This window comes from Devosia sp. FJ2-5-3 (assembly GCF_029201545.1).
Lineage (GTDB): Bacteria > Pseudomonadota > Alphaproteobacteria > Rhizobiales > Devosiaceae > Devosia.
Window position 1 is genome coordinate 87,618 of record NZ_CP104007.1, and the last position, 21,859, is coordinate 109,476.

At 62.7% G+C, this 21,859-nt stretch carries 24 protein-coding genes and 1 tRNA gene; 14 read left to right on the plus strand and 11 right to left on the minus strand.

Annotated elements, in window-relative coordinates; all coding sequences use genetic code 11:
• The first annotated feature begins 5 nt into the window (after positions 1-5).
• The 6 genes from N0P34_RS00405 (at position 6) to N0P34_RS00430 (ending at position 6,832) form a co-directional block, all read left to right on the plus strand.
• The gene (locus N0P34_RS00405) at positions 6-1,256 is read left to right on the plus strand and encodes a Zn-dependent hydrolase (protein WP_275605052.1); all 1,251 of its coding nucleotides are present in this window, start codon (positions 6-8) and stop codon (positions 1,254-1,256) included.
• 186 nt (positions 1,257-1,442) lie between these two features.
• The gene (gene hydA, locus N0P34_RS00410; RefSeq protein ID WP_275605053.1) at positions 1,443-2,894 is read left to right on the plus strand and encodes a dihydropyrimidinase; all 1,452 of its coding nucleotides are present in this window, start codon (positions 1,443-1,445) and stop codon (positions 2,892-2,894) included.
• Positions 2,894-3,682 (plus strand): ABC transporter ATP-binding protein, encoded by a 789-nt coding sequence (locus N0P34_RS00415; RefSeq protein ID WP_275605054.1) that lies wholly within the window; start codon positions 2,894-2,896, stop codon positions 3,680-3,682. The genes hydA and N0P34_RS00415 overlap by 1 nt, the downstream gene beginning before the upstream one ends.
• Positions 3,683-3,815: 133 nt before the next feature.
• Positions 3,816-4,712 (plus strand): ABC transporter permease, encoded by an 897-nt coding sequence (locus N0P34_RS00420; RefSeq protein WP_275605055.1) that lies wholly within the window; start codon positions 3,816-3,818, stop codon positions 4,710-4,712.
• Complete coding sequence (locus N0P34_RS00425; RefSeq protein ID WP_275605056.1) at positions 4,709-5,806, plus strand: ABC transporter permease; 1,098 nt, start codon at positions 4,709-4,711, stop codon at positions 5,804-5,806. Before N0P34_RS00420 ends, N0P34_RS00425 begins: the two co-directional genes overlap by 4 nt.
• Before the next feature lie 66 nt (positions 5,807-5,872).
• Positions 5,873-6,832 carry an ABC transporter substrate-binding protein gene (locus N0P34_RS00430; protein WP_275607046.1) on the plus strand — a complete coding sequence of 320 codons (960 nt, stop codon included), beginning with the start codon at positions 5,873-5,875 and terminating at the stop codon, positions 6,830-6,832.
• 74 nt (positions 6,833-6,906) lie between these two features.
• On the opposite strand, the gene N0P34_RS00435 is transcribed toward N0P34_RS00430, so the two are convergent.
• From N0P34_RS00435 to N0P34_RS00445, 3 genes are read right to left on the minus strand one after another with little or no spacing between them, the layout of a single operon-like run.
• Positions 6,907-7,146 (minus strand): Trm112 family protein, encoded by a 240-nt coding sequence (locus N0P34_RS00435; protein WP_275605057.1) that lies wholly within the window; start codon positions 7,144-7,146, stop codon positions 6,907-6,909.
• Positions 7,146-7,811, minus strand: a complete 666-nt coding sequence (locus N0P34_RS00440; protein ID WP_275605058.1) for an LON peptidase substrate-binding domain-containing protein — start codon at positions 7,809-7,811, stop codon at positions 7,146-7,148. The genes N0P34_RS00435 and N0P34_RS00440 overlap by 1 nt, the downstream gene beginning before the upstream one ends.
• An 11-nt stretch (positions 7,812-7,822) precedes the next feature.
• Positions 7,823-8,767: a co-chaperone YbbN gene (locus N0P34_RS00445; RefSeq protein WP_275605059.1), complete on the minus strand. Its 945-nt coding sequence runs from the start codon at positions 8,765-8,767 to the stop codon at positions 7,823-7,825.
• Between the two features lie 231 nt (positions 8,768-8,998).
• Here N0P34_RS00445 and N0P34_RS00450 point away from each other — a divergent pair.
• Positions 8,999-9,073, plus strand: a tRNA-Gly gene (locus N0P34_RS00450).
• Positions 9,074-9,180: 107 nt separating this feature from the next.
• Here N0P34_RS00450 and lnt read toward each other — a convergent pair.
• On the minus strand, positions 9,181-10,797 hold the full coding sequence (lnt, locus tag N0P34_RS00455; RefSeq protein ID WP_275605060.1) for an apolipoprotein N-acyltransferase: 1,617 nt from the start codon (positions 10,795-10,797) through the stop codon (positions 9,181-9,183).
• Positions 10,798-10,931: 134 nt separating this feature from the next.
• Between lnt and tsaB the strand changes: the two genes are divergently transcribed.
• The 5 genes from tsaB to N0P34_RS00480 all read left to right on the plus strand — a co-directional run bounded on the left by tsaB (position 10,932) and on the right by N0P34_RS00480 (position 13,652).
• Positions 10,932-11,543, plus strand: coding sequence for a tRNA (adenosine(37)-N6)-threonylcarbamoyltransferase complex dimerization subunit type 1 TsaB (gene tsaB, locus N0P34_RS00460; protein WP_275605061.1), 612 nt, complete (start codon positions 10,932-10,934; stop codon positions 11,541-11,543).
• Entirely contained in the window at positions 11,543-12,022 is a 480-nt protein-coding gene (rimI, locus tag N0P34_RS00465) for a ribosomal protein S18-alanine N-acetyltransferase (protein ID WP_275605062.1), read from the plus strand. Before tsaB ends, rimI begins: the two co-directional genes overlap by 1 nt.
• Positions 12,023-12,054: 32 nt before the next feature.
• Positions 12,055-12,510: a Fur family transcriptional regulator gene (locus N0P34_RS00470; protein ID WP_275605063.1), complete on the plus strand. Its 456-nt coding sequence runs from the start codon at positions 12,055-12,057 to the stop codon at positions 12,508-12,510.
• The gene (locus N0P34_RS00475; RefSeq protein ID WP_275605064.1) at positions 12,507-13,316 is read left to right on the plus strand and encodes a lysophospholipid acyltransferase family protein; all 810 of its coding nucleotides are present in this window, start codon (positions 12,507-12,509) and stop codon (positions 13,314-13,316) included. Before N0P34_RS00470 ends, N0P34_RS00475 begins: the two co-directional genes overlap by 4 nt.
• A 78-nt stretch (positions 13,317-13,394) precedes the next feature.
• Positions 13,395-13,652: a hypothetical protein gene (locus N0P34_RS00480; RefSeq protein ID WP_275605065.1), complete on the plus strand. Its 258-nt coding sequence runs from the start codon at positions 13,395-13,397 to the stop codon at positions 13,650-13,652.
• A gap of 201 nt (positions 13,653-13,853) precedes the next feature.
• Here the strand turns inward: N0P34_RS00480 and N0P34_RS00485 are convergent, their stop codons facing one another.
• Together N0P34_RS00485 and pncB are read right to left on the minus strand one after the other, a co-directional pair.
• Positions 13,854-14,099 (minus strand): hypothetical protein, encoded by a 246-nt coding sequence (locus tag N0P34_RS00485; protein WP_275605066.1) that lies wholly within the window; start codon positions 14,097-14,099, stop codon positions 13,854-13,856.
• Between the two features lie 147 nt (positions 14,100-14,246).
• Positions 14,247-15,554: a nicotinate phosphoribosyltransferase gene (pncB, locus tag N0P34_RS00490; protein ID WP_275605067.1), complete on the minus strand. Its 1,308-nt coding sequence runs from the start codon at positions 15,552-15,554 to the stop codon at positions 14,247-14,249.
• Positions 15,555-15,708: 154 nt separating this feature from the next.
• Here pncB and N0P34_RS00495 point away from each other — a divergent pair, with 154 nt between their 5' ends.
• On the plus strand, positions 15,709-16,962 hold the full coding sequence (locus N0P34_RS00495) for an O-antigen ligase family protein (protein WP_275605068.1): 1,254 nt from the start codon (positions 15,709-15,711) through the stop codon (positions 16,960-16,962).
• Positions 16,959-17,822, plus strand: coding sequence for a glycosyltransferase family 8 protein (locus tag N0P34_RS00500; protein WP_275605069.1), 864 nt, complete (start codon positions 16,959-16,961; stop codon positions 17,820-17,822). Before N0P34_RS00495 ends, N0P34_RS00500 begins: the two co-directional genes overlap by 4 nt.
• A gap of 311 nt (positions 17,823-18,133) precedes the next feature.
• On the opposite strand, the gene N0P34_RS00505 is transcribed toward N0P34_RS00500, so the two are convergent.
• The 5 genes from N0P34_RS00505 to N0P34_RS00525 form a co-directional block, all read right to left on the minus strand.
• Positions 18,134-18,931, minus strand: coding sequence for a hypothetical protein (locus N0P34_RS00505; protein WP_275605070.1), 798 nt, complete (start codon positions 18,929-18,931; stop codon positions 18,134-18,136).
• Between the two features lie 61 nt (positions 18,932-18,992).
• Positions 18,993-19,577: an NAD(P)H-dependent oxidoreductase gene (locus N0P34_RS00510; protein WP_275605071.1), complete on the minus strand. Its 585-nt coding sequence runs from the start codon at positions 19,575-19,577 to the stop codon at positions 18,993-18,995.
• 64 nt (positions 19,578-19,641) lie between these two features.
• Entirely contained in the window at positions 19,642-20,532 is an 891-nt protein-coding gene (locus tag N0P34_RS00515) for a hypothetical protein (RefSeq protein WP_275605072.1), read from the minus strand.
• Positions 20,529-21,428 carry an ABC transporter ATP-binding protein gene (locus tag N0P34_RS00520; protein WP_275605073.1) on the minus strand — a complete coding sequence of 300 codons (900 nt, stop codon included), beginning with the start codon at positions 21,426-21,428 and terminating at the stop codon, positions 20,529-20,531. Before N0P34_RS00520 ends, N0P34_RS00515 begins: the two co-directional genes overlap by 4 nt.
• Entirely contained in the window at positions 21,425-21,799 is a 375-nt protein-coding gene (locus tag N0P34_RS00525) for a GntR family transcriptional regulator (RefSeq protein ID WP_275605074.1), read from the minus strand. The genes N0P34_RS00520 and N0P34_RS00525 overlap by 4 nt, the downstream gene beginning before the upstream one ends.
• Between the last annotated feature and the right edge of the window lie 60 nt (positions 21,800-21,859).

The following is a 21,859-nucleotide window of genomic DNA, read 5'->3' on the forward strand; positions in this document are numbered from 1 at the left end:
TACCAATGACCTCTCCCGGTGAAAACCTTCGTATCAATGGTGATCGGCTCTGGGAGAGCCTGATGGATATGGCCAAGGTGGGGCCGGGGATTGCCGGGGGCAATAATCGGCAGACGCTGACCGATGCCGACAAGGAAGGGCGGGAGCTCTTTCAGCGCTGGTGCGAAGAGGCGGGGCTCACCATGGGCGTCGACAAGATGGGCACCATGTTCATGACGCGGCCCGGCACCGATCCCGATGCACTGCCGGTCTATATCGGCAGCCATCTCGACACCCAGCCGACCGGCGGAAAATATGACGGCGTGCTCGGTGTGCTGGCCGGGCTCGAAGTCGTGCGCTCGATGAATGATCTCGGGATCAAGACCAAGCACCCCATCGTCGTCACCAACTGGACCAATGAGGAAGGCGCGCGCTTTGCCCCGGCCATGGTGGCGTCAGGCGTTTTTGCCGGGGTGCATAGCCTCGACTATGCCTATGGCCGCAAGGACATGGACGGCAAGCGCTTTGGCGACGAGCTCGAGCGCATTGGCTGGGTCGGTGACGAAGAGGTCGGCGCGCGAAAAATGCACGCCTATTTCGAGTATCACATCGAGCAGGGGCCGATTCTTGAGGCCGAAGACAAGCAGATCGGCGTCGTCACCCATTGCCAGGGCCTGTGGTGGCTCGAATTTACCCTGACGGGCAAGGAAGCCCATACCGGCTCGACCCCGATGAATATGCGCGTCAATGCCGGGCTGGCGATGGCGCGGATTTTTGAGGCGGTGCAGGACATCGCCATGTCGGAGCAGCCCGGCGCGGTGGCTGGCACCGGCCAGGTGAAATTCTCGCCCAATTCGCGAAACGTGCTGCCGGGCACGGTGGTGTTCACCGTCGACCTCCGCACCCCGAGCCAGGAAAAACTCGACCGCATGCGCGCCAAGATCGAACAGCGCGCCGCCGAAATCTGCGCCGAAATGGGGGTTGGCTGCTCGGTTGAGGCGGTGGGGCATTTTGATCCCGTCACTTTTGATCCGACGCTGGTGGAGCGGGTCCGCTCGGCGGCCGAAAAGCTCGGCTATAGCCACATGAACATCATCTCGGGCGCGGGGCACGACGCCTGCTGGGCAGCGAAGGTCGCGCCGACAACCATGATCATGTGCCCCTGCGTGGGCGGGCTCAGCCACAATGAGGCCGAGGATATTTCGATGGAATGGGCCGCCGCCGGTTGCGACGTGCTGTTCCATGCCGTGGTGGAAACCGCGGAGATCGTGGAGTGAGGTTTTTGGCGCCCCATAAGGCCCAGCCAAAGGCGCCCTCGACAGGACTTCGCTTTGCGAAGGCCGACCTCGTCCCCTGGGGGCGAGGGCAAGAAGGAGCCGCATCGACTTAGAAAACAAAAAGGACCCGCCGATCAGCGCTGAGGGGTGCGTGGCGGGCCTTTGAGGACTGCAAGGGAACGAAGAATGAGCAAGATTATCAAGGGCGGCACGGTCGTCACGGCGGACCTAACCTATAAGGCCGATGTGAAGATCGAGGGGGACGTCATCGTCGAGATCGGCCAGAACCTGTCTGGCGACGAAGTGCTTGATGCGACCGGATGCTATGTCATGCCGGGCGGCATCGATCCGCATACCCATCTCGAAATGCCCTTCATGGGCACGTATTCGGCCGACGATTTTGAAAGCGGGACCCGCGCGGGCCTGGCTGGTGGCACCACGATGGTGGTCGATTTCTGCCTGCCCAACCCGAACCAGAGCCTCCTCGAGGCGCTGCAGATGTGGGACAACAAGACCGGCAAGGCCTCGGCCGACTATTCCTTCCACATGGCGGTGACCTGGTGGGGCGAGCAGGTGTTCAATGAAATGGCCGAGGTGGTCGATCGCGGCATCACCTCGTTCAAGCACTTCATGGCCTATAAGGGCTCTCTGATGGTGAACGACGACGAGATGTTCGCCTCGTTCCAGCGCTGCGCCGATCTCGGCGCGCTGCCGCTCGTTCATGCCGAAAATGGCGATGTCGTTGCGGCGATGACGGCAAAGCTGCTTGCCGAGGGCAATAATGGCCCCGAGGGCCACGCCTATTCCCGCCCGCCGGAAGTGGAGGGCGAAGCGACCAACCGCGCCATCATGCTGGCCGACATGGCCGGGGTGCCGCTCTATGTGGTGCATGTCTCCTGCGAGCAGGCGCATGAGGCCATTCGCCGGGCCCGGGCCAAGGGGATGCGGGTTTATGGCGAGCCGCTGATCCAGCATCTGACGCTGGACGAAAGCGAATATTTCAACCCCGACTGGGACCATGCGGCGCGGCGGGTGATGTCGCCGCCGTTCCGCAACAAGGCCCATCAGGATTCGCTCTGGGCGGGCCTGCAATCGGGTTCGCTCTCTTGCGTTGCCACCGACCATTGCGCCTTTACCACGGAGCAGAAACGCACGGGCATCGGCAATTTTGCGAAAATTCCGAACGGTACCGGCGGGCTCGAAGACCGCCTGCCCATGCTGTGGACGGCTGGGGTCAATACCGGGCGCATCACCATGAACGAATTCGTGGCGGTGACCTCGACCAACATCGCGAAAATCCTCAACATGTACCCGAAAAAGGGTGCGTTGATGGTGGGCGCGGATGCGGACCTCATCGTCTGGGATCCGAACCGGACCAAGACCATTTCGGCGAAAAGCCAGCAATCGGTCATCGACTACAACGTGTTCGAAGGCTTTGAGGTAAAGGGCCTGCCGCGCTTTGTACTGAGCCGGGGCAAGGTGTCGATTGTCGAGAACGAGATCAAGGCGGAGCCGGGCCACGGCAAGTTCGTGGCGCGCGAGGCCAAGAACCCGGTCAACCGGGCGCTCAGCCAGTGGAAGGATATTGTCGCGCCGCGCAAAATCGAGCGGGCCGGCATTCCGGCGACGGGTGTCTGATGACTGCAGTCGTTTCCGCCGACCATCTCGGCCTGACCTTCAAGACCAATGATGGGGACGTTGTTGCGCTCAGCGACGTCAACCTCACCATCAACAAGGGCGATTTCGTTTCCTTCATCGGCCCGTCCGGCTGCGGGAAGACGACTTTTCTGCGCACCATTGCCGATCTCGAACAGCCCACTTCGGGCACGCTGACGGTCAATGGGCAAAGCCCGGAGAATGCCCGCAAGGCGCGCTCCTATGGCTATGTGTTCCAGGCGCCGGCGCTTTATCCGTGGCGCACGATCGAAAATAACGTCGCCCTGCCACTGGAAATCATGGGTTATTCGGCCAGTGAGCAGGCCGAGCGCATCAGGCGCACCATGGAGCTGGTGAACCTCTCCGGGTTCGAGAAAAAATTCCCCTGGCAATTGTCGGGCGGCATGCAGCAGCGCGCCTCCATCGCTCGCGCGCTGGCCTTTGACGCAGACCTCCTCCTTATGGACGAACCCTTCGGGGCGCTGGACGAAATCGTCCGGGACCATCTCAATTCCGAGCTTTTGAAACTTTGGGAGCGGACGCAGAAGACGATCTGTTTTGTGACGCACTCGATCCCCGAGGCGGTCTATCTCTCGACAAAAATTGTGGTGATGTCGCCGCGTCCCGGCCGGGTGACCGATGTGATCGAGAGCGATCTGCCGCGCGAGCGTCCGCTCGATATTCGCGAAACGCCGGAGTTTCTGGCGATTGCGGCGCGGGTGCGCGACGGGCTGCGGGCGGGGCACTCCTATGATGGGGAGCATGTGTGATGGGTGTTTTACCCCCACCTAGCCTCCCCCTGATAGGGGGAGGGACGGCTCCGAGAAATTGGCGGGATCGTGCCACAGACACCACTATGGCTCCTCCCCCTTCGAGGGGGAGGTTGGGTGGGGGTGACCGGAGATGAACCGCGTCCTTCCTATTCTGACCGTCATCCTCGCCATTGGGGTCATCTGGTATGCCGCCGCCATCGGCATGAATGCGCAGTGGCAGAACGATGTCTATCGGCGTGCCGGCGTCGAAAACGTGCCGATCACCCAATTCGTCATCGATAGCTGGAACCAGGAAAAACCGGTGCTGCCGGTGCCGCATCAGGTGGCGCGGGAAGTTTGGAATTCCACCATGCTGGTGGCGCCGGACAAGCCGCGCAGCCTGATTTTCCATGCCTGGGTGACGTTCTCGGCCACGGGGCTGGGCTTTGTCTTCGGCTCGCTGCTCGGAATCGGGCTGGCAGTGCTGATCGTCCACAATGAGGCGATGAACCGCTCGCTCATGCCCTGGATCGTGGCCAGCCAGACCATTCCCATCCTGGCGCTGGCGCCGCTGATCGTGGTGATCGGCTTTAACGTCTTTACCGGCACGCTGGGCATTCCCACCGATCCCGCGCGATTGATGAGCAAAGCGATTATCTCGGCCTATCTCAGCTTCTTCCCGGTGGCGGTGGGCATGGTGAAGGGACTGCGCAGCCCCGAGGCGATCCAGCTCGACCTCATGCACACCTATAATGCCACGCCCAACCAGACCTTCTGGAAGCTGCGCTGGCCGGCCTCGGTGCCGTATCTCTTTGCCTCGCTCAAGGTCGGCGTCGCTGCCAGCCTTGTCGGCGCCATTGTCGGTGAACTGCCGACCGGCGCGGTGGCAGGGCTAGGGGCAAGGCTCCTCGCGGGCTCCTATTATAGCCAGACGACGCAGATCTGGTCGGCGCTGGTGGTGGCGTCCATCCTCGCGGCGCTGCTGGTGACGGCGGTGGGGCTGGTCGAGAAACTCGTCAACCGGGCGATGGGGGCGCGACCCGCATGACCCAGTTGCAGCATTACCTCGCCATTGTCGCGGGCGGCATCAGCCTTGTCGCGCTGGTCTTCGGACTGATGTCCGGGCCATTCGAACAGGCCATGCTGGTCAAAGCCTTCCTCGTGCTGGGAAGCCTCTCGCTGGTGCGGCTTTTGGTGCCGATCGGGCTCTGGGCCGATGCGGCGCTGGCCTTTCTGGGGACGGTGGCGCTGCTGACCAGCCTCACCGTTTTTTCACCCGCACCCGCGTTTTTCTGGCTGGCGTTGATCGCGACCTGGCTCTTTGCCTGGCTCTTCATCGAGCGCCTGTCGCGGTTTCTGGCGCCGGGGATTGCCGATTCGGCGGGGTTGGGGCTCCTCATCCCGGTGGTGTTCGGCATTTCCATTCTCGTCATCTGGGAAGTCGTGACGCGGGGGGCCAATGTGCCCCAGGTGATCCTGCCGCCACCCTCGATGATCGGGGCGCGTATAGCGGCTTCGGCCGGAACGCTTTGGGCCGATTTCCAGCAGACGTTCCTGAAAGCCGTGCTGATCGGTTATGTGCTGGGCTGCGGTGCGGGCTTTGTGGTGGCGATCCTCATCGATCGCTCGCCCTTCCTCAAATCGGGCCTCTTGCCGCTCGGCAATCTGGTCTCGGCGCTTCCCATTGTTGGCGTGGCGCCGATCATGGTCATGTGGTTCGGCTTCGATTGGCCCTCCAAGGCGGCCGTTGTCGTCATCATGACCTTCTTCCCAATGCTGGTGAACACGGTGGCCGGGCTCAATGCCTCCAGCGTCATCGAGCGCGATTTGATGCGCACCTATGCTGCCGGTTACTGGCAAACCCTTATGAAGCTGCGTCTTCCCGCTGCGGCGCCCTTCATATTCAACGCCCTCAAGATCAACTCGACACTGGCCTTGATCGGCGCAATCGTAGCGGAATTCTTCGGGACGCCCATTGTGGGGATGGGCTTCCGAATTTCTACCGAAGTCGGCCGGATGAATGTCGACATGGTGTGGGCCGAAATCGCGGTGGCGGCCGTCGCGGGCTCGGTCTTCTATGGGGTGATCACGCTGGTCGAGCGGCGCGTCACCTTCTGGCATCCGTCCGTGCGTGGTGCATGAGGACGGAGCCGAACTCAAGGGAAGCAGGGAATGAAAAATCTTCTAATCGGTGCACTGGCGGGGGCCATGGCCCTCAGCGCGTCCGGGGCCGCCTTCGCCCAGGACAATTCGGTGACGCTGCAGCTCAAATGGGTCACCCAGGGCCAGTTCGCCGGCTATTATGTTGCCCAGGCCAAGGGTTTTTATGAGGAGGAGGGCCTCAATGTCGAAATCAAGCCCGGTGGGCCGGACATTGCGCCCGAGCAGGTGATTGCCGGCGGCGGCGCCGATGTCATCACCACCTGGATGGCGCCGGGCCTTGCCGCCCGCGAACGCGGCGTGCCGCTGGTCAATATCGCCCAGCCGTTCAAGCAGTCGGGCCTGCTGCTGACCTGCCTCAAGGAAGCCGGTGTCGAGACCACCGCCGACTTTGCCGGCAAGACGCTGGGCGTCTGGTTCTTCGGCAATGAATATCCGTTCTATGCCTGGATGGCCAAGCTGGGCCTCTCCACCGAAGGCGGCGCCGATGGCGTGGAAGTGCTGAAGCAAGCCTTCAACGTCGACCCGCTCATTCAGAAGCAGGCGGCCTGTATCTCGACAATGACCTACAACGAATATGGTCAGGTGCTGCGCGCCGGTCTCACACCGGAAGAGCTGACGGTCTTCAACTATCGCGATGAAGGCGTCGGCATGCTGGAAGACGGGCTTTATGTACTTGAGGACAGCCTCAAGGACCCGGCCTTTGTCGAGAAGATGACCAAGTTCGTCCGCGCCTCGATGAAGGGCTGGGACTATGCCCGCGCCAATGCCGAGGAAGCCGCCCAGATCGTGGTCGACAACGACATGACCGGCTCGATGACCCTCGAGGACCAGCTCTATCAGGTGCAGGAGGTCAACAAGCTGACCGAAGGCTCGACCGGCGTTCTCGACGAAGCCGATTACCGCCAGACCGTCGATACGCTGCTCTCGGCCGTGTCGCCGGAAAATCCGGCCATCACCAAGGAGCCGGAAGGCGCCTTCAGCCATGTGGTGACCGACGGGCTCTAAGGGCCTCGCGCAAGCCTATCAGGACGGGCGGGTCGAACCCCGCCCGTTTTTTTTGTGCCGAGATCGGGGTCTGGTCAGGGATCGATGTGGCGGGCGGAAACGGACTTGATCTCGTCCGGTTCGACATTTCGGGCTTCGTCGAGGCTGAGAAGGGGCACGCCCCGCACGATGGGGAAAGCCAGCCGCCCGGCCACGGAAATCAGCTCGGTCTTGTCCGGGGACAGGCTGAGCCGGGTCTTGGTGAGCGGGCAGACCAGCATTTCGAGCGTGCGCACATCGAGCGCGTGCCGCGGGTCGGCCGGAGCCTCGGCCATCAGTTCAACGGAGCGGCGTCGTTGCCGCCCTTGGCCATTTCATATTCCGTCATAGCAATGAGCGTTTCCGCCCGGTCGCTCAGGGTTTCGGCTTCGAGCAGAACCTGTTTTTCGGCGGCGCCATAAGGCGAAACCATGCAGCAGAAATTGACGAGATCGGCCGTGCCGGTCTGCTCGATCTCTTCCCAGTTGAGCTCGATGGACGCGTATTCGGCATAATCGCGCATCATCTTGAGGAACCGCGCGCGATCGACCGCCGCTTCCCCCGCGGTCCGATCGTAATCGGCTTCATAAGCCTCGCCCGAAATGAGGCCCTGCCGGTAGGGCGTTTCGACCGAAAGCTCGTGGATGAGGCGGAACCGCGTCACCCCTTCGAGGATGATGAAATAGCGCCCTTCGGCATTTTCCTCGAAATGGGTGAGCCGGCCCAGGCAGCCGATTTTCTGCAGCGGTGCCAGGCCCTTGGGGCTTTCTTCGGTCGTATCTTCGGGCTGGATCAGCCCGATCAGCCGGTCCCCCCGCAGGGCTGCATCGATCATGTCGATATATCGGGGCTCAAAAATATTGAGCGGCCGATGCGAGAACGGCAGGAGCAGGGCTCCCGACAGGGGGAAGAGCGGCACCGATTTGGGCAAATCAGCGGAGCTGGTGGGACGCTTGGGCATGAAGTGTCCTGCTAGGAAAACAGGGCGGCCGAAAGCAGGCGCCGACCCTTGAGCGTAGCGGGCTCCTTTGGCCCCCAGGCCTCGAAAAATTCGAGCAGCTTCTTCCGCGCCGCGTCTTCGTTCCAGGTGCGGTCGCGCTTGAAGAGGGTGACCAGAGCCTCTGCCGCCTCAAGGCGCTTGCCCTCGGCATTGAGCACCACGGCCAGATCATAGCGCGCCTGGTGGTTGTCCGGGTCGGCGGCAATGGCCGCTTCGAGCGTGGCTGATTCGGAAAGACCCGCAGCCTCTTCGCGCAGCCTGATCGCATTGGAAATCGCCAGATAGGCATCGCCCTTGCGCTTGTCCTCGGGGACCATGTCGAGCGTGGCCTTGGCCTGTTCGACTTCGTCGGCAGACATATAGACGCCGGCAAGGCCGATCAGGGCGCCCTCGTGGTCAGGGACATGCTGCAGCACCATGCCGAAGATCTGGGCGGCCTGGCCGAGATCGCCAGCGGCAACGGCCTGCTCGGCGACCTTAAGGGCATCGGCAATCTGGCTTTCGAGCGAATCGGCGGGAGGAGCCCCGGCGGGGGCGGCGGCGATCACGCGATCGGCGAATCGGCGCACCTCGCCTTCAGGCATGGCGCCCATGAACCCATCGACCGGACGGCCCCCGGCAAAGGCAAAAACGGCCGGGATGGACTGGACGCCCAGCTGGCCGGCCACGCCGGGGTGTTCGTCGATGTTGATTTTGACCAGCCGAATCTTGCCGGCCTTTTCGGCGACGACTTTTTCAAGCGCTGGCGTCAGCTGGCGGCAGGGACCGCACCACGGCGCCCAGAAATCCACCAAAACCGGGGCCTCCATGGACGCGTCGATGACGTCGGCCTTGAAACCGGCATCAGAGGAATTGCGGACCAGCTCGGCTGCCGGTGCGGGTGCTGCGCCATTGGCGCCATTCATGGAAATCGACATTAAAGCTCTCACGGCTTGAGCGTTTTTTGCAGCATTCGCGGGCCTTTTTGCGCCCCCGAACCCAGTGTGGCAAGCCCTACTTCCCACAGGCTTTCAACAAGATAACACGAAAGCTGAAATCTGGGGTTGCAATCGGGCAGGTCATTGGGCATATAGGCGCTCGTCGACGCGCTGCAAGGCGCTGACGACGAAGACGAAGGCGCCGCAAGGCACTGACGTTGAATACGGAGCGCGGGTGTAGCTCAGGGGTAGAGCATAACCTTGCCAAGGTTAGGGTCGTGGGTTCGAATCCCATCGCCCGCTCCAATTCTCCCACTTCGGTGGGTTGATGAAAAGGTCGGACGCAAGTCCGGCCTTTCGTCGTTTCAGGCCTCCATTCTTATCCGGAGCGAAGCGCCGTGCGGCTGCCCTTGTCAGTAGGGCAGGCGGCGCCGGCCGCGCCTTGACGCCACGAGGCTAATCAGGAGACCGGCGACAATGGCAATGACCAGCGGCCAGTGGCGGATCTGGGCAAAGATCGTGGTCGCCAACCGCTGATGGGGGCGGGCATCGAGGGCGGCCATCTGCCTCGGCGCCAGCTGGGCGGTGATTCTGCCCACCGGATCGGTGACGAAGGTGAGACCGGTATTGGCCGCCCGCACGAGGCTCATGCCTTCTTCCACCGCGCGCAGACGGGCATGGTGGGCATGCTGGGCCGGGCCGATCGAACCATCGAACCAGGCATCATTGGTGACGTTGAGCAGGAATTGCGCGCCTGCCGTATCCCCCAAATCGCCGGAGAACAGGATTTCATAGCAGACAAGCACCAGGGCGGCCGGCGTTCCCGGCAGCGCCATCAGGCGTCTGCGGCTGTCGCCATGGGACCAGCCATCCGCGCCGGGGACAAATTGCTTGAGACCGAATCGCGAAAAGAAATCCTGGAACGGCAGATATTCCCCAAACGGCACCAGATGGGATTTGTCGTAGGAGGAAATGACTTCGCCAGCGCTGTTGATGGCCACAACCGAATTATAGGGCGGCTCCGGCGGCATGCCCGGGCGCATTTCATAGGGCTGGCGCGGCACGCCGGCGAGCAGGATTGCGCCATCGGGCAAGGTGCGGGCAATCCGCGCCAGAGCGTCCGGATAGGTGGAGAGAAAGAAGGGGACGCTCGATTCGGGCCAGACCAGATGGGTGATATCGGCCAGGCCCTGGTCGGTGGGGTCCATGCGCATGTCGGACAGCATCAGGAGCCGATCGATCAGCGCCACGGGGTCGACATTGCCGAAATCGGAATGCTCATAAACGAGGGGCTGGACGAGGCGCAGCGCCACATCCTGGCGTTCGGTCGAAACCGTGCCGGTGATGCGGTTAAAGCCGTAACCGAGCTGGGCGGAAATGACGAGCAGGGCGACAAAGAGCGGCGCGAGGCGCTGGCCCATGGGGCGATCGTCGGCCGGCCAGATCAGCGCCGGGGTCATGGCCATGAGCGGCGCGAGGAAGGTGAGGCCATAGACGCCGATCACCGAAGCGAGCTGCATCATTTCGTCCGAACCGGTCAGCGCATAGCCGAGCAGGTCGAACGGGAAGCCGGTGAACATATGGCCGCGGGCAAATTCGGCGACGGCCAGCCAGCTGGCGAGCCCGACAATGCGCGCCCCGCCATGGCTCCAGGTGAGATGAGCCAGCGCACTGGCGAGGCCCCAGAACAGGGCGATCAATGCCGCCAGCGCCAGGATGGCGGGGGGCATGGCGGCGAGGAACCAGCCACCATCGACGAAAAAGGCAGCGCCGAGCCAGTGAAATGCAACGATGAAATAGCCCCAGCCAAAGGCAAAGCCGATGGTGAAGGCGGGCCCGAAGAGGCGGCGCCAGCCCTTTTTCCGCTCGGCGCCGTCCAGCGCCCAGACCCAGACGGGCATGGCGAGGAAAAGGGCAGGGAGAATAAAGAAGGGCGGTACCGACAACCCGGCCACTGCCCCCGCGATCATAAGCAGCAGGAAGCGGCGCCAGCCATGGCTGAGCATGGTCGTTTCGGCGAGCCAGGTCATGAAGCGGAACGACGCGAATCAGGGAGCATGTGGGCAAGGTCGCCCCGCCGGGCGCACAGCGTCAAGGCGGTGGACTCGCAAGAGTTTGAGCGCTACGAGCCGGAAGAGCCTCTAATAGGTGCAGCGGAGACGCCATGACCGACATGCAAGTTACCCTTGCCATCGATACGGCCGCACCCCGGCTACAGCTCGGCCTGCTGCTTGCCGATGGGCGTGAAGACAGCATTGTCGATGACGTCGCCACGGGCCATGCCGAATTGTTGTTCGACCGTCTCGCGCAATTGCTGGTCCGCAACGGGATTGGGCATGGCGATATCGCGCGCATCGGCGTGACCACGGGACCGGGTTCTTTCACCGGGCTGCGCATCGGCCTTTCGGCTGCACGGGGATTGGGTTTGGCGCGGAAATTGCCGGTGATAGGCGTGCCGAGCCTCTTCGGATTATCGCTGAGCGCCAGCGGCCCGGTGGCGGTGTTGCTCGATGCGCGGCGCGGCGAGGCCTATCTGCAATTGTTTTCAGGGCCGGGACTGGCCGAGACGCCGGCGCGCCTGATGAAGATGGACGAAGCACAGGCGGCCGTGCCGCCGGACCACGCGCTCCTCACCTCGCCCTTTGTCGATATCACGGCGATAGCGCGGTTTGCCGCCGGCGCCGATCCCGGAGCATACCCGCCCAACGCCGCCTATGTGCGCGACGCCGATGCCAAGCCGCAGAGCGCGGCCCGCATTGCCAGGCTGGGTGCCTGATGGATAAGCTCTGGATGGCGCCCAACGGCCTGCATGTCGAGCCGGCCGAAAGCGAGGACGCGGCAGCGCTGGCCAAGATCCATGCCGCAAGCTTTTATCGCGGCTGGCCGGTGGCCGATTTCGTCACCTTCCTTTCGGACAAGGCCACGCCGGTCTATGTCGCTTGCGACGCCAGGCGCCGCATCGCCGGATTTGCAATTATCCGGACCGTGGCGGACGAGGCCGAATTGCTCAGCATTGCCGTTGAGTCAAAATGGCGCAGCAAGGGCGTGGGGCGCGCGCTGCTGCAGGCGGTGTTCGCCGACCTCATGATGTCTCCGGCACGGCGGATGTTTCTTGAGGTGGATGAGAACAATAGCGCCGCCATCGCCCTCTACAGGCGGCTCGGATTTGTGACCATTTCCAGCCGAAAAGGCTATTATACCCACCCTGATGGCAGCGCGGCGACCGCGCTTGTCATGGCGCGCGATCTTGGGTAACCCCCTCTGATCGGCCTGGCTGGAGAAACGGCATGAGCAAAGTCCCGTCGGATCCGACGCTGGAAGAGGCCTGCGTGGCGCGCGGAATGCGCATGACCGACCAGCGCCGGGTGATCGCGCGGGTGATCGAGGATTCCAAGGACCACCCCGATGTCGAGGAGCTCTATCGCAGGGCCTCGGCCATCGATGCGCGCATCTCCCTCTCGACGGTGTACCGAACCGTCAACCTCTTCGAAGAGGCCGGGCTTGTCACCAAGCACGACTTCAAGGATGGGCGCGCGCGGTTCGAACTGATCCCGGACGAGCACCACGACCATCTGATCGATATCCGCAGCGGCAAGGTCATCGAGTTCCGCAACGAGGAAATCGAGGCTATTCAGGAGGTTATCGCAAAGCGCCTGGGTTATCGCCTGGTGGACCACCGGCTTGAGCTCTATGCCGTGCCCCTCAACGACGCCAAGGGCAACAAGGACAATCCGGGCGAATGATCTTTCGCAGCCTCTTCTTCATCTTCGTTTTCGTGCCTTTCCTGATCGTCATCATTCCGCTCCAGGCGCTCATCGTCCGGCTGAGATTGCCCTTCTGGTATGCCGTGCCGCGCATGTTCCACCGCCTCGGATGCGTGTTCCTGGGCCTGCGTGTCCGCGTGGTCGGAGAGGTGGCGACCGGTCGGCCTACCCTGTTGGTTTCAAATCACATTTCCTGGGCTGACATCATTGCCATCGGCTCGGTGACGCCGGTTATCTTCGTCGCCAAGCGGGAAGTGAGCGAGTGGCCCTTCGTGCGCATCATGGCCTATCTGCAAAAGACCGTTTTCGTGGACCGGACGCGGCGCAGCGGCACGGGCCGCACCGCCAAGGCAATGGGCCAGGCCATGGCCCGGGGGGACAATGTCGTGCTGTTTGCCGAGGGCCAGTCCGATATCGGCACGCATGTGCTGCCGTTCCGTTCGGCGCTGGTCGGAGCGGCCCAGCACGCGATGGAGGCGGCGGGGGCCAAAGAGGTCAATATCCAGCCGCTGACAATAGCTTACACCAAGATGCAGGGCCTGCCGATCAGCCGCAACGAGCGCTCGCTGGTGAGCTGGGACAAGTCCAAATCGGTGAAGCAGAATATCCGCCACATCCTCTCCGGCCCGGTCAAGGACGTGACGGTGGCCTTCGGCACGCCGCAGGTGCTGCGCGAGGGTGTCGACCGCAAGACCATTACCAAGGCGGCGGAAAACGAGGTGCGGGCGACGCTCGTCGCACTCAACCGGACCGGATCGGTGCCGGTGAAATCGGCACAAGTTTAGGCGTTAGGCTTAATCACCAAACCCGCTTTGGCGTTAACAGACTGTTAGCTATGACAGCTCCCGAAAGGGGAATTGGTCATGGCTTGGGAAATCGTTGCGATCTGGGCAATCGTCGTCGCGACGCTGGTGTGGTTTCGCCGGGACGAGGACCGGGAGAGGTCAAAAGCTCTGGCTGAGCAGGCGCGCTATTTCGCTACGGCGCCGCGCTATCGCCACCGGCACATTCCGAGGAGCGAACCGCTCGCCGAAACCCCGCCCCAGGCCATGGTGCATCGCCGCTATCTCGATCTGCTGAAAAGCAGCGGTCCGGCCCCTTCGGCGGCGCGTCCGGGCTAGCGCGTTTCACCGTTTCGTTGAAACGATGAAATTGCTCCAAGCTCTCGTTGGTCGCGTTTCCGAACCGCAAAACCGTTCCCACTTTTGCTGGGAACGCTCTAGAGCATTTCACCGCGTCGTTGACGCGATGAAATCACTCTAAGTCCTTGTTTGTCGCGTTTCCGAACCGGAAAAGTGGTATCCACTTCTCCTGGAAACGCTCTAGCCGAGGCGCGTCTTGAGGCGCCCCACGATCTCGGCCGCCTTGACCAGCAAGGCCAGGTCCACATCTTCCTCGCTCATGCCGTCGCGGCGTTCGACCCAGGCGGGAATCATCAGCTCGTGACGCTGCTCCAGCCCACCGAGTTCCTCGGTGAGAATGGCGCGGACCTTGCCGGTGACACGATTTGGCAATCGGGGATGGGCCTGGCGCTCGGCCAGCGTGATGTCGATTAGTTCAAGGCTCATTCTTGGCTCCGGGGGAGCCCCCGAGGGCACATTGGCCCGCGATGGTTCACGCAGGGTTAATGCGTGGAATGTCCTTAAGTTTCTCCACAATAAGGGAAAATCCGCCTCAGCCCGCTAAAGAACTGAGGCTTCACGATTTTGCGAGGCCTAGACGCGGACCGCATATTCGGTGCGGCCCGTATCGCCGAAAACGCGAATATAGCGCTCGATCTCGGCGGCATCGCCGGTGGCCTTGGCCGGATTGTCGGAGAGTTTGACCGCCGGGCGCCCATTGGCCTCGGAGACCTTGGCGACGATGGAGATCGGCTTGAGGCGCGGATTGAGATCGGGCGCACAATCCTCGAAATCATTGGTGAGGTTGGTGCCCCAGCCAAAGCTCATGCGCACCCTGCCGTCGAAATGGAGATAGGCTTCCTCTATCATGTCGACGTCGAGCCCATCGGAGAAGATCAGGAGCTTTTCCCGGGGATCGCGGCCACGCGATTTCCAGAAATTGATGATCTTTTCGCCACCCTCGATGGCCGGGGCGCTGTCGGGGCGGAAACCGGTCCAGTCGGCGACCCAGTCGGGCGCATCGCGGAGGAAGGCGTCGGTGCCGAAGGCATCGGGCAGGACGATGAGCAGATTGCCCCCGTAATAGCTCTTCCAGTCCTGGAGCACGCGATAGGGCGCCTCGCGCAGCTCCTCGTCGGAGCGGGCGAGCGCCGCCAGCACCATGGGCAGCTCATGGGCATTGGTGCCCAGCGCCTCGAGATCGGTGTCCATGGCCAGCTTGACGTTGGAGGTGCCGGTGAAATTTTCGCCGATGCCTTCCTTGAGCGCTTCCACACACCAGCGCTGCCAGAGGAAGGAATGACGCCGGCGGGTGCCGAAATCGGAGATCTTCAGATCCGGCAGCTTTTGCAGGCGCTCGACCTTTTCCCACATCTTGGCCTTGGCGCGCGCATAGAGCACGTCGAGGGTGAAGGGGCCGTAGGGCTTCATGGCGGCGCGGCTGCGCAGCTCGTTGATGATGGCGAGGGCGGGGATTTCCCACATGCTGGTTTCGACCCAGAGGCCGGGAAATTCGAGCACGAACTGGCCGTCGCGCTTTTCCAGCCGGTATTCGGGCAGCTGGAAATTTTCGAGCCAGCGGAGAAAGCCGGGCTGAAAAATCTGCTTCTTACCATTAAAACTGTTACCGGCCAGCCAGATCATCTCCTTTTTGGAGAGGCGCAGGGTGCGGCAATGATCGAGCTGGGCGCGCAATTCCTCGATGTCGATCTCATCGGCCAGGCGGACGGATCTGGTGCGGTTGATCAGCGAGAAGGTGGCATCGACCTTGGGGTAGAGACCCCAGATCATCTGCAGCATGAGCAATTTATAAAAATCCGTGTCGAGCAGGCTGCGCACGATCGGATCGAGTTTCCAGGTATGGTTGTAAACCCGCCGGGCAATGTCGGTATAGGTAGCCATGCTTTCCCCCTTCGCAGCAAACCTTCTAGCGCGGGGTTTTCGGCAATGAAAGTCGGGCGAGCGCCGGAGCGGTTCGCCGGCGGCCGTTTCGTCTTGACCGGCCGGCGGGGAAAACCGACAAGCACAAATGATTGCCTAGGACCGGACCGCGCCATTGACCCGATTTGCCGATGAGACCCCTCGGACCCGCCTTGCTCGCCTCGCGGCAGGATTGGTGCTGATCGCGGGCTTCGCGCTCTGGCCCCTGTTCGGGCATGGCGCAGCCTATCTGGCTCTCGTCTTCAGCCTAGTCGCCCTCGTCCCGGGATGGAACGGGGAGGCGCTGGGACAACTCATTCGCAAGCAATTCGTGCTTGCGCTGGTGGGGGCATTTGCCCTCATAGCGCTGGCCTTTGTGCTTCAACCGGGGCAGCCGAGCCTGGCCAATATCGCCGATTTCCTGCCGCTGGCGCTCACGCCGCTGCTGGCGCTGGCCATCTCGCCATTGGCCGGGCGGCTCACCGTCGAAAAGTTCAGCCAATTGTGCCTCCTGGCCAGTGCGATGTGCGCGCTGGTGGGGCTTTATGGGCTCTCGCAAGGGGTGCAGCGCAGCACGGCGCCCGGGTTCAGCCCCATCCACTTTGCCGATCTGGCCGTGGTCCTCGGGTTTTTGAGCCTTGGCGGCACGCTGGTGGAAAAGGCGGCGCGGAAATGGATGTATCTCCTCGGGCCGATCCTGGCTGTCATCGCCACTATCGCGGCGGAAACGCGCGCGGCGCTGATCGTGGCGCTAGGCCTGTCGCTGGTCTATGGCATTGTTTCGATGCGCGGCAGCACCTTGCCGCGTTTCGTGAAAATCGCGCTGCCGCTGGTTCTCTGCGGCCTCGTCGTGCTGGGTTTTGCCATTGCCTATTGGCTGGGGTTCACCCGGCCGTTGGAAGCCTTCCAGCCGGTCATCGCGCTGTTGCGCGGCGAGATGCCGTCGGACACGTCGGCGCTCTACCGGGTGGAAATGTATCGGGCGGGAATCCTGGCCTTTTTCGACGCGCCGCTTTTCGGGCATGGCTGGCACAACCAGATTGCGGCCTCCATGCCCTATCTGACCGAAATCGGGCAGGAGGGTTATGCGCTCGAAGGCTGGGGCTATATCCACAATGATGCGCTGAGCCTTGCCGTGGCCTGCGGGCTGTGCGGGGTGGTCGCCTATCTCCTCATGCTCGCGGCGCCGCTCTTGGCTCATTTCGGCGCGGCGCACGGCAGGGACGGCAAGGCCCGGCTTTACCTTGCGCTCTGCCTCAGTGCCGGGCTTCTGCTCAGCGGCGCTACCGATGTGCTGCTGATGGTGGAAGTGCCCAAGGTGCTGCTGGTGCTCGGGAGCGCCGCCATCTACTTATTCGGCGTCAGACCTGCTGACGGGACCCATTCATGACCTCGCCCATCCATATCGCCCTCGCCTTTGACGACAATTTTTGGGCACCGGCCTATGCCGTGATGCGTTCGGCCTGTCTTTCGACGCGGCGGCGCAGCGATCTCGTCTTCCACCTCCTCCACATGCCGATCAGCGACGAACATAAGCATGACCTCGAGGGGATCGCCCGCGAGTTCGGGGCGACGCTGGTCTATTATCCGCTGGCGGAATCGGAGCTGTTCGACTTTTTCGTGGCCGGCATGCCCGCCAGCACGCAATGGCCGAGCGTCGTCTATTCGCGGCTGCTGCTGGCGGACCTTCTGCCCGCCGATATCGCGCGGGTGATCTATCTCGATTGCGACATGATGGTGCGCCGGCCGATCGAGGAATTGTTCGAGGTCGATCTCGGCGGCAAGCCGGTTGGGGCGGTGCAGGATTCGCTGGCGCCCTTCATCATGGGGCGGCGCGACATGCGCCAGAACCAGGATATTTTCCATTGCGGCGATGCCTATTTCAATTCGGGCATGCTGGTGGTGGATCTGGCGCTGTGGCGGGAGATCAATATCAAGAGCGAAGTGGCGGTGATCGCCGGGAAAAACTGGCTGCCGCGGCTCTATTACGACCAGGACGTGCTTAATCTCGTGTTCCGGGACAAGTGGCACAAGCTCGATTGGCGCTGGAACGTCATCGACGCGCACCCGGCGCATGAGGCGATGGATCCGGCGATCCTGCATTTTACCGGCAAGAACAAGCCCTGGGCGATCTGGGCGGGAATTTTGCGCACCACCGCTTATGCGCGGTGGTATCGGCATGTGATGACCAATGAGCTGTTTTACAGGTTCGCGCGGCACCGGTGGAAGAAGACGCTGCGGCTGCGGTGAGAGGCGACCACCCAGTTCATACCGATAGGCTTTCACCCCTCTCCCCGGGGGGCGTGGGGGCGATGGAGTTGATGGGCTGGTGGGCGATGCGAGGGCATCTGGTTCACACGGGCCCCCAAAGTCACCGGGTCATCCCCGCGAAAGCGGGGACCTCCGTTTGGCCCCGGGAGTTGAAACAGAGGTTCCCGCTTTCGCGGGGATGACAGTGTGGGTGGGACCTGAAGCCCCCCACCCTTGATCCCTCCCCACAAGGGGGAGGGAGGCGCAGGAGCCGATGGGTTCGCGCGTAACATCGCTCGCTATGCCAGCGCCTAGGGAAGTATTCCCTCTTTTTCGCAGAGTTTGCGCATGGCGCTGTCCGGGGGAGGGATCAGAATTTCGGCGCGGCCGCGATTGGTGAACTGGCTGCGCCAGAGGTGGATGCCGAGAGTTTCGGGGCGGATGGCGGCGTCGACGGATGAGCCGGGGAGAAGCAGGCCCGGGATATCCTCATAGGGAATGGGATAAAAAACGGTCGATGGTTTGACCCGATCGGCGAGGCCGCGCGCCTTGACGTAGTGGGTTAGGGCCATGGGGCCGGTGGCGCCGTATTGGAGGTGTTCGGGGGGCACCTTGTCGCCGACGAGACGGCGCGCGGCCACTTCGATGCGCCGGTAGAGCGGCAGGAAGGGTTCGAAGAGCGGGCGATTGTCGCGGTCGAAGACGGCGAAGAGATCGCTGAGCAGCGGCGCTTCGGGGGGAATGTAGAGCACGGCGCTGTTGACCGAGCCGGGACGCTCCCAGGCCATCAGATAGTCATCGGGCTGGGCAATGGGGCGGACGCAATAGACGTCGAGATCGGCCCAGACGCCGAGATTGCGGCGCATCAACTCGAGCCTGAACCGGTCAGAGAAGACCGCGGGCGTGCCCTTGCCTTTGTAGAAAACCAGGTCCTCGCGCGGCATCAATTCGGCGGCGTCGCGCCACACCGCATTGGCCGGCAAGTTTTCGATGGGGTCGAAGGCAAAGACTTCCACCCTGTGGCCATGACGATGGAAGGAGGCGATGGAAAGCGCCTCGAGCCAGCTCATCGGGCCGTGCCAGAAACTGACAATATTGGGGAGGGTCATGGGCGGGCCTTATGCGGTTTTGCGCTGCCTAACACAGGAATGGCCCGGCGCCCAAATGGGCCTACACCAGCGCGGCGATGGCTTTTTCGATGCGGGCCTCGAAACGGGCAAGGCGCGCGGGGGCGACATTTTCGGCCGAGTGCAGGGACAGCATGCGGAATTTTGCCTGCGGGGCGCAGGCGGAAAAGACGCCGGTACGCAGGGTCTGGCGGACCGGCTGGCGCGCAATGGCCAGATCGAACCAGAAGGGCGAGCCGAGCGTGGTGACGACCAGGATGGATTTGAGATTGTCGAGCAGAGGCCGGATCGGGGTGCCCTGTTCGAAGGCGATGCCCGGGGCCCAGACACGCTCGAACCAGCCCTTGAGCATGGCCGGGGGAGCAAACCACCAGGTGGGGAAGACCAGCACGAGATGCTCGGCAGCTGCGAGGCGGCGCTGGAGGTCGGCGGGGCTGTCTTGCGGTGCTATGCCGCCATAATAGCCCCGGCGCTCCTCGGCGGTGAGGGCCGGCTCGAAGCCGGAGGCGTAGAGATCGAGCGTGTCGAGGGCGAGGCCCCGGGCCCGGACGGATGCTTCGATCCTGGCGGCCAGATGGGCATTGAGACTGTCTGCCAGGGGGTGACACAAAACCAGATGGACGCTCATTTTTCCTGCCCTTGCCGCCGCGCCACAGGACGCGGCGGCACAATGGCGAGGCGGATGGCGGCCGTCAATTGGCGGCGGCGCGGCGGCGGTATTCGCTGGCGAGATAGATGGCGAGAAGCGCGACGGCGGCGCCGAGCCCCACCTGCAGCCAATCGAGCTGCTCGATCAGCGTGGTCGCATAGGTGAGGGCGCTGAAGGGGGCGTCATCGACGAAGATGGAGTCGAGATAGTCGGTATTGGGCGGGGCGAGGCGGTTCTCGAAATAGTGCCAGCTCCTGGTATCGAACGGATGGAAGCCACCGCCCAGCGTGACCCATTCGAGCAGCGAGATCAGCGCCGGCAAGAGGGCCGAGACCGGAATGGCCCAGCGGCCGAGAGCGGTGGCGAGGCCGCCGGCAATCCCCATGAGCGGCAGATACCAGAGGAGGCCGCACACCAGGGTGACCAGAATGGCGAAGGCGACCTGGGCATAGACCGTGGCGATGCCCCCCAGGATCGCCCAATTTGCCGTGCCGGTGATCATCATGGTGGTGAAGGCGACGCCGAACAGCAAAAGTCCGCTGAGCAAGGTGATGCCATAGACGGTGCCGGGCAGGATGGTCAGCGCGGCAACGAGCTTGGACAGCAGCATGCGGAAGTCGGAAACCGGCATGGATTTCCAGAACAGCATGGCATTGTCGCGCTTGTCGGCGGCAAAGCCATCGGCGCAGTAGAACACCAGCACCGTCAGCAGATAGAGCAGCCAGCCAAAACCGAGGCCCAGAAAGCCGATTTCGTAGACGCGCAGCGGCGCGAGGGTAAAGAGGGCACCGGAAAAGCGCGCATCGACCCGGCCGACGGTAAAGGCCAGGATGGTCGCGCCGAAGAGGATGCCAACGAGAATCAGCGGGCCGGTAAGGAAGGCACCGCGATGCTCGAGGAATTCGCGATGGACGAGGGCAGCAAAAGCCTTCATTGGCCGCGCTCCGGATTGGCAGTGGGACGCTGCATCAGCGCCACGAAAAGATCGGACATGGTGGGGGTGGAGACCCGGCCAAGCGGCTCGAGCTGGCTGCGGTCGACGCCATCGTAAATGAAGACCGTCTGGCCGAAGCGGGTTTCCTCATAGACGGGATTGAGGGCGCGGGCCTGGGCCTGCGTCTCAGGCTCATTGGCGACGAGCTGAGAAAATTTCTCGTTCACCGTCTCCATCTGCATGTGGAGGATGAGATCGCCATCCCGGATGAACATGATGTCGGAAAGCATGAACTCGATCTCGTCCACCTGGTGGGTGGTGATGATGAGGGTGCGTTCCTCGGTCATGTAGTCTTCCAGCAGCCGCCGGTAGAAGCGCTTGCGATAGGTGATGTCGAGGCCGAGCGTCGGTTCATCGAGCACGAGGAGCTTGGCGTCGATGGCCATGACCACGGCCAGGTGCAATTGCGCGATCATGCCCTTGGAGAGGGTCTTGATCTTCATCTCGGGCTTGATGTCGGTGCCTTCGAGGAAGCTGCGGGCCTTGTCGATGGAGAAATTGGGGTGGATGTTGGAAAGCAGCGCAAAGAGCTCGCGGACACGCAGAAAGCGCGGCAGGCTCGCCACGTCCGAAATGAAGGCGACGTTTTCCATGAGGTGGGCGCGGCGGGCGAAGGGATCTTCCCCGAGCACGCGGATAGTGCCCTCATAGCTCGTGAGCCCCAGCATGGCGTTGAGCGTCGTGGTCTTGCCAGCGCCATTGTGGCCGATGAGACCGTAGATGCGGCCGGGGGGAATGTCGAAATCCAGCCCGTGCAGGATTTCCTTGCCGCCGAAGGATTTCTTGAGGCCGCGTGCTGAGACGACGGGCTCGGTGGTGGTAAGGGCGTCGGTCATTTTGCGGGTCCCTCCGGGGTCGCATCGAAATTGGAAACGAGAGTTTTGAGGTCGAGCTCCAGCGCCCTGATCTGGGCGGCGATGCGCGGCCATTCTTCCTTGAGAAACTTTTCACGCTCGTGAGACAGCAATGTGCCGCGTGCGCCCTGGGTAACGAACATGCCCAGACCCCTCCGTTTTTCGACCACGCCGATATCGACCAGCGCCTCGAAGGCCTTGGTGACCGTGAGCGGATTGACCGAAAGATCTGCCGATATCTGGCGCACCGAGGGCAGGGGATCGCCCTCGCCCACCGCGCCGCGCAGGATCATTTCGATCAGCCGCTGCCGGATCTGGACGAAGATCGGCTGGCTGGTGTGAAACTCATCCATGTGTCTTGCCTAACTAGTGTCATACATATGTAGCACACTATAGGGCGCTGGAGTCAAGGC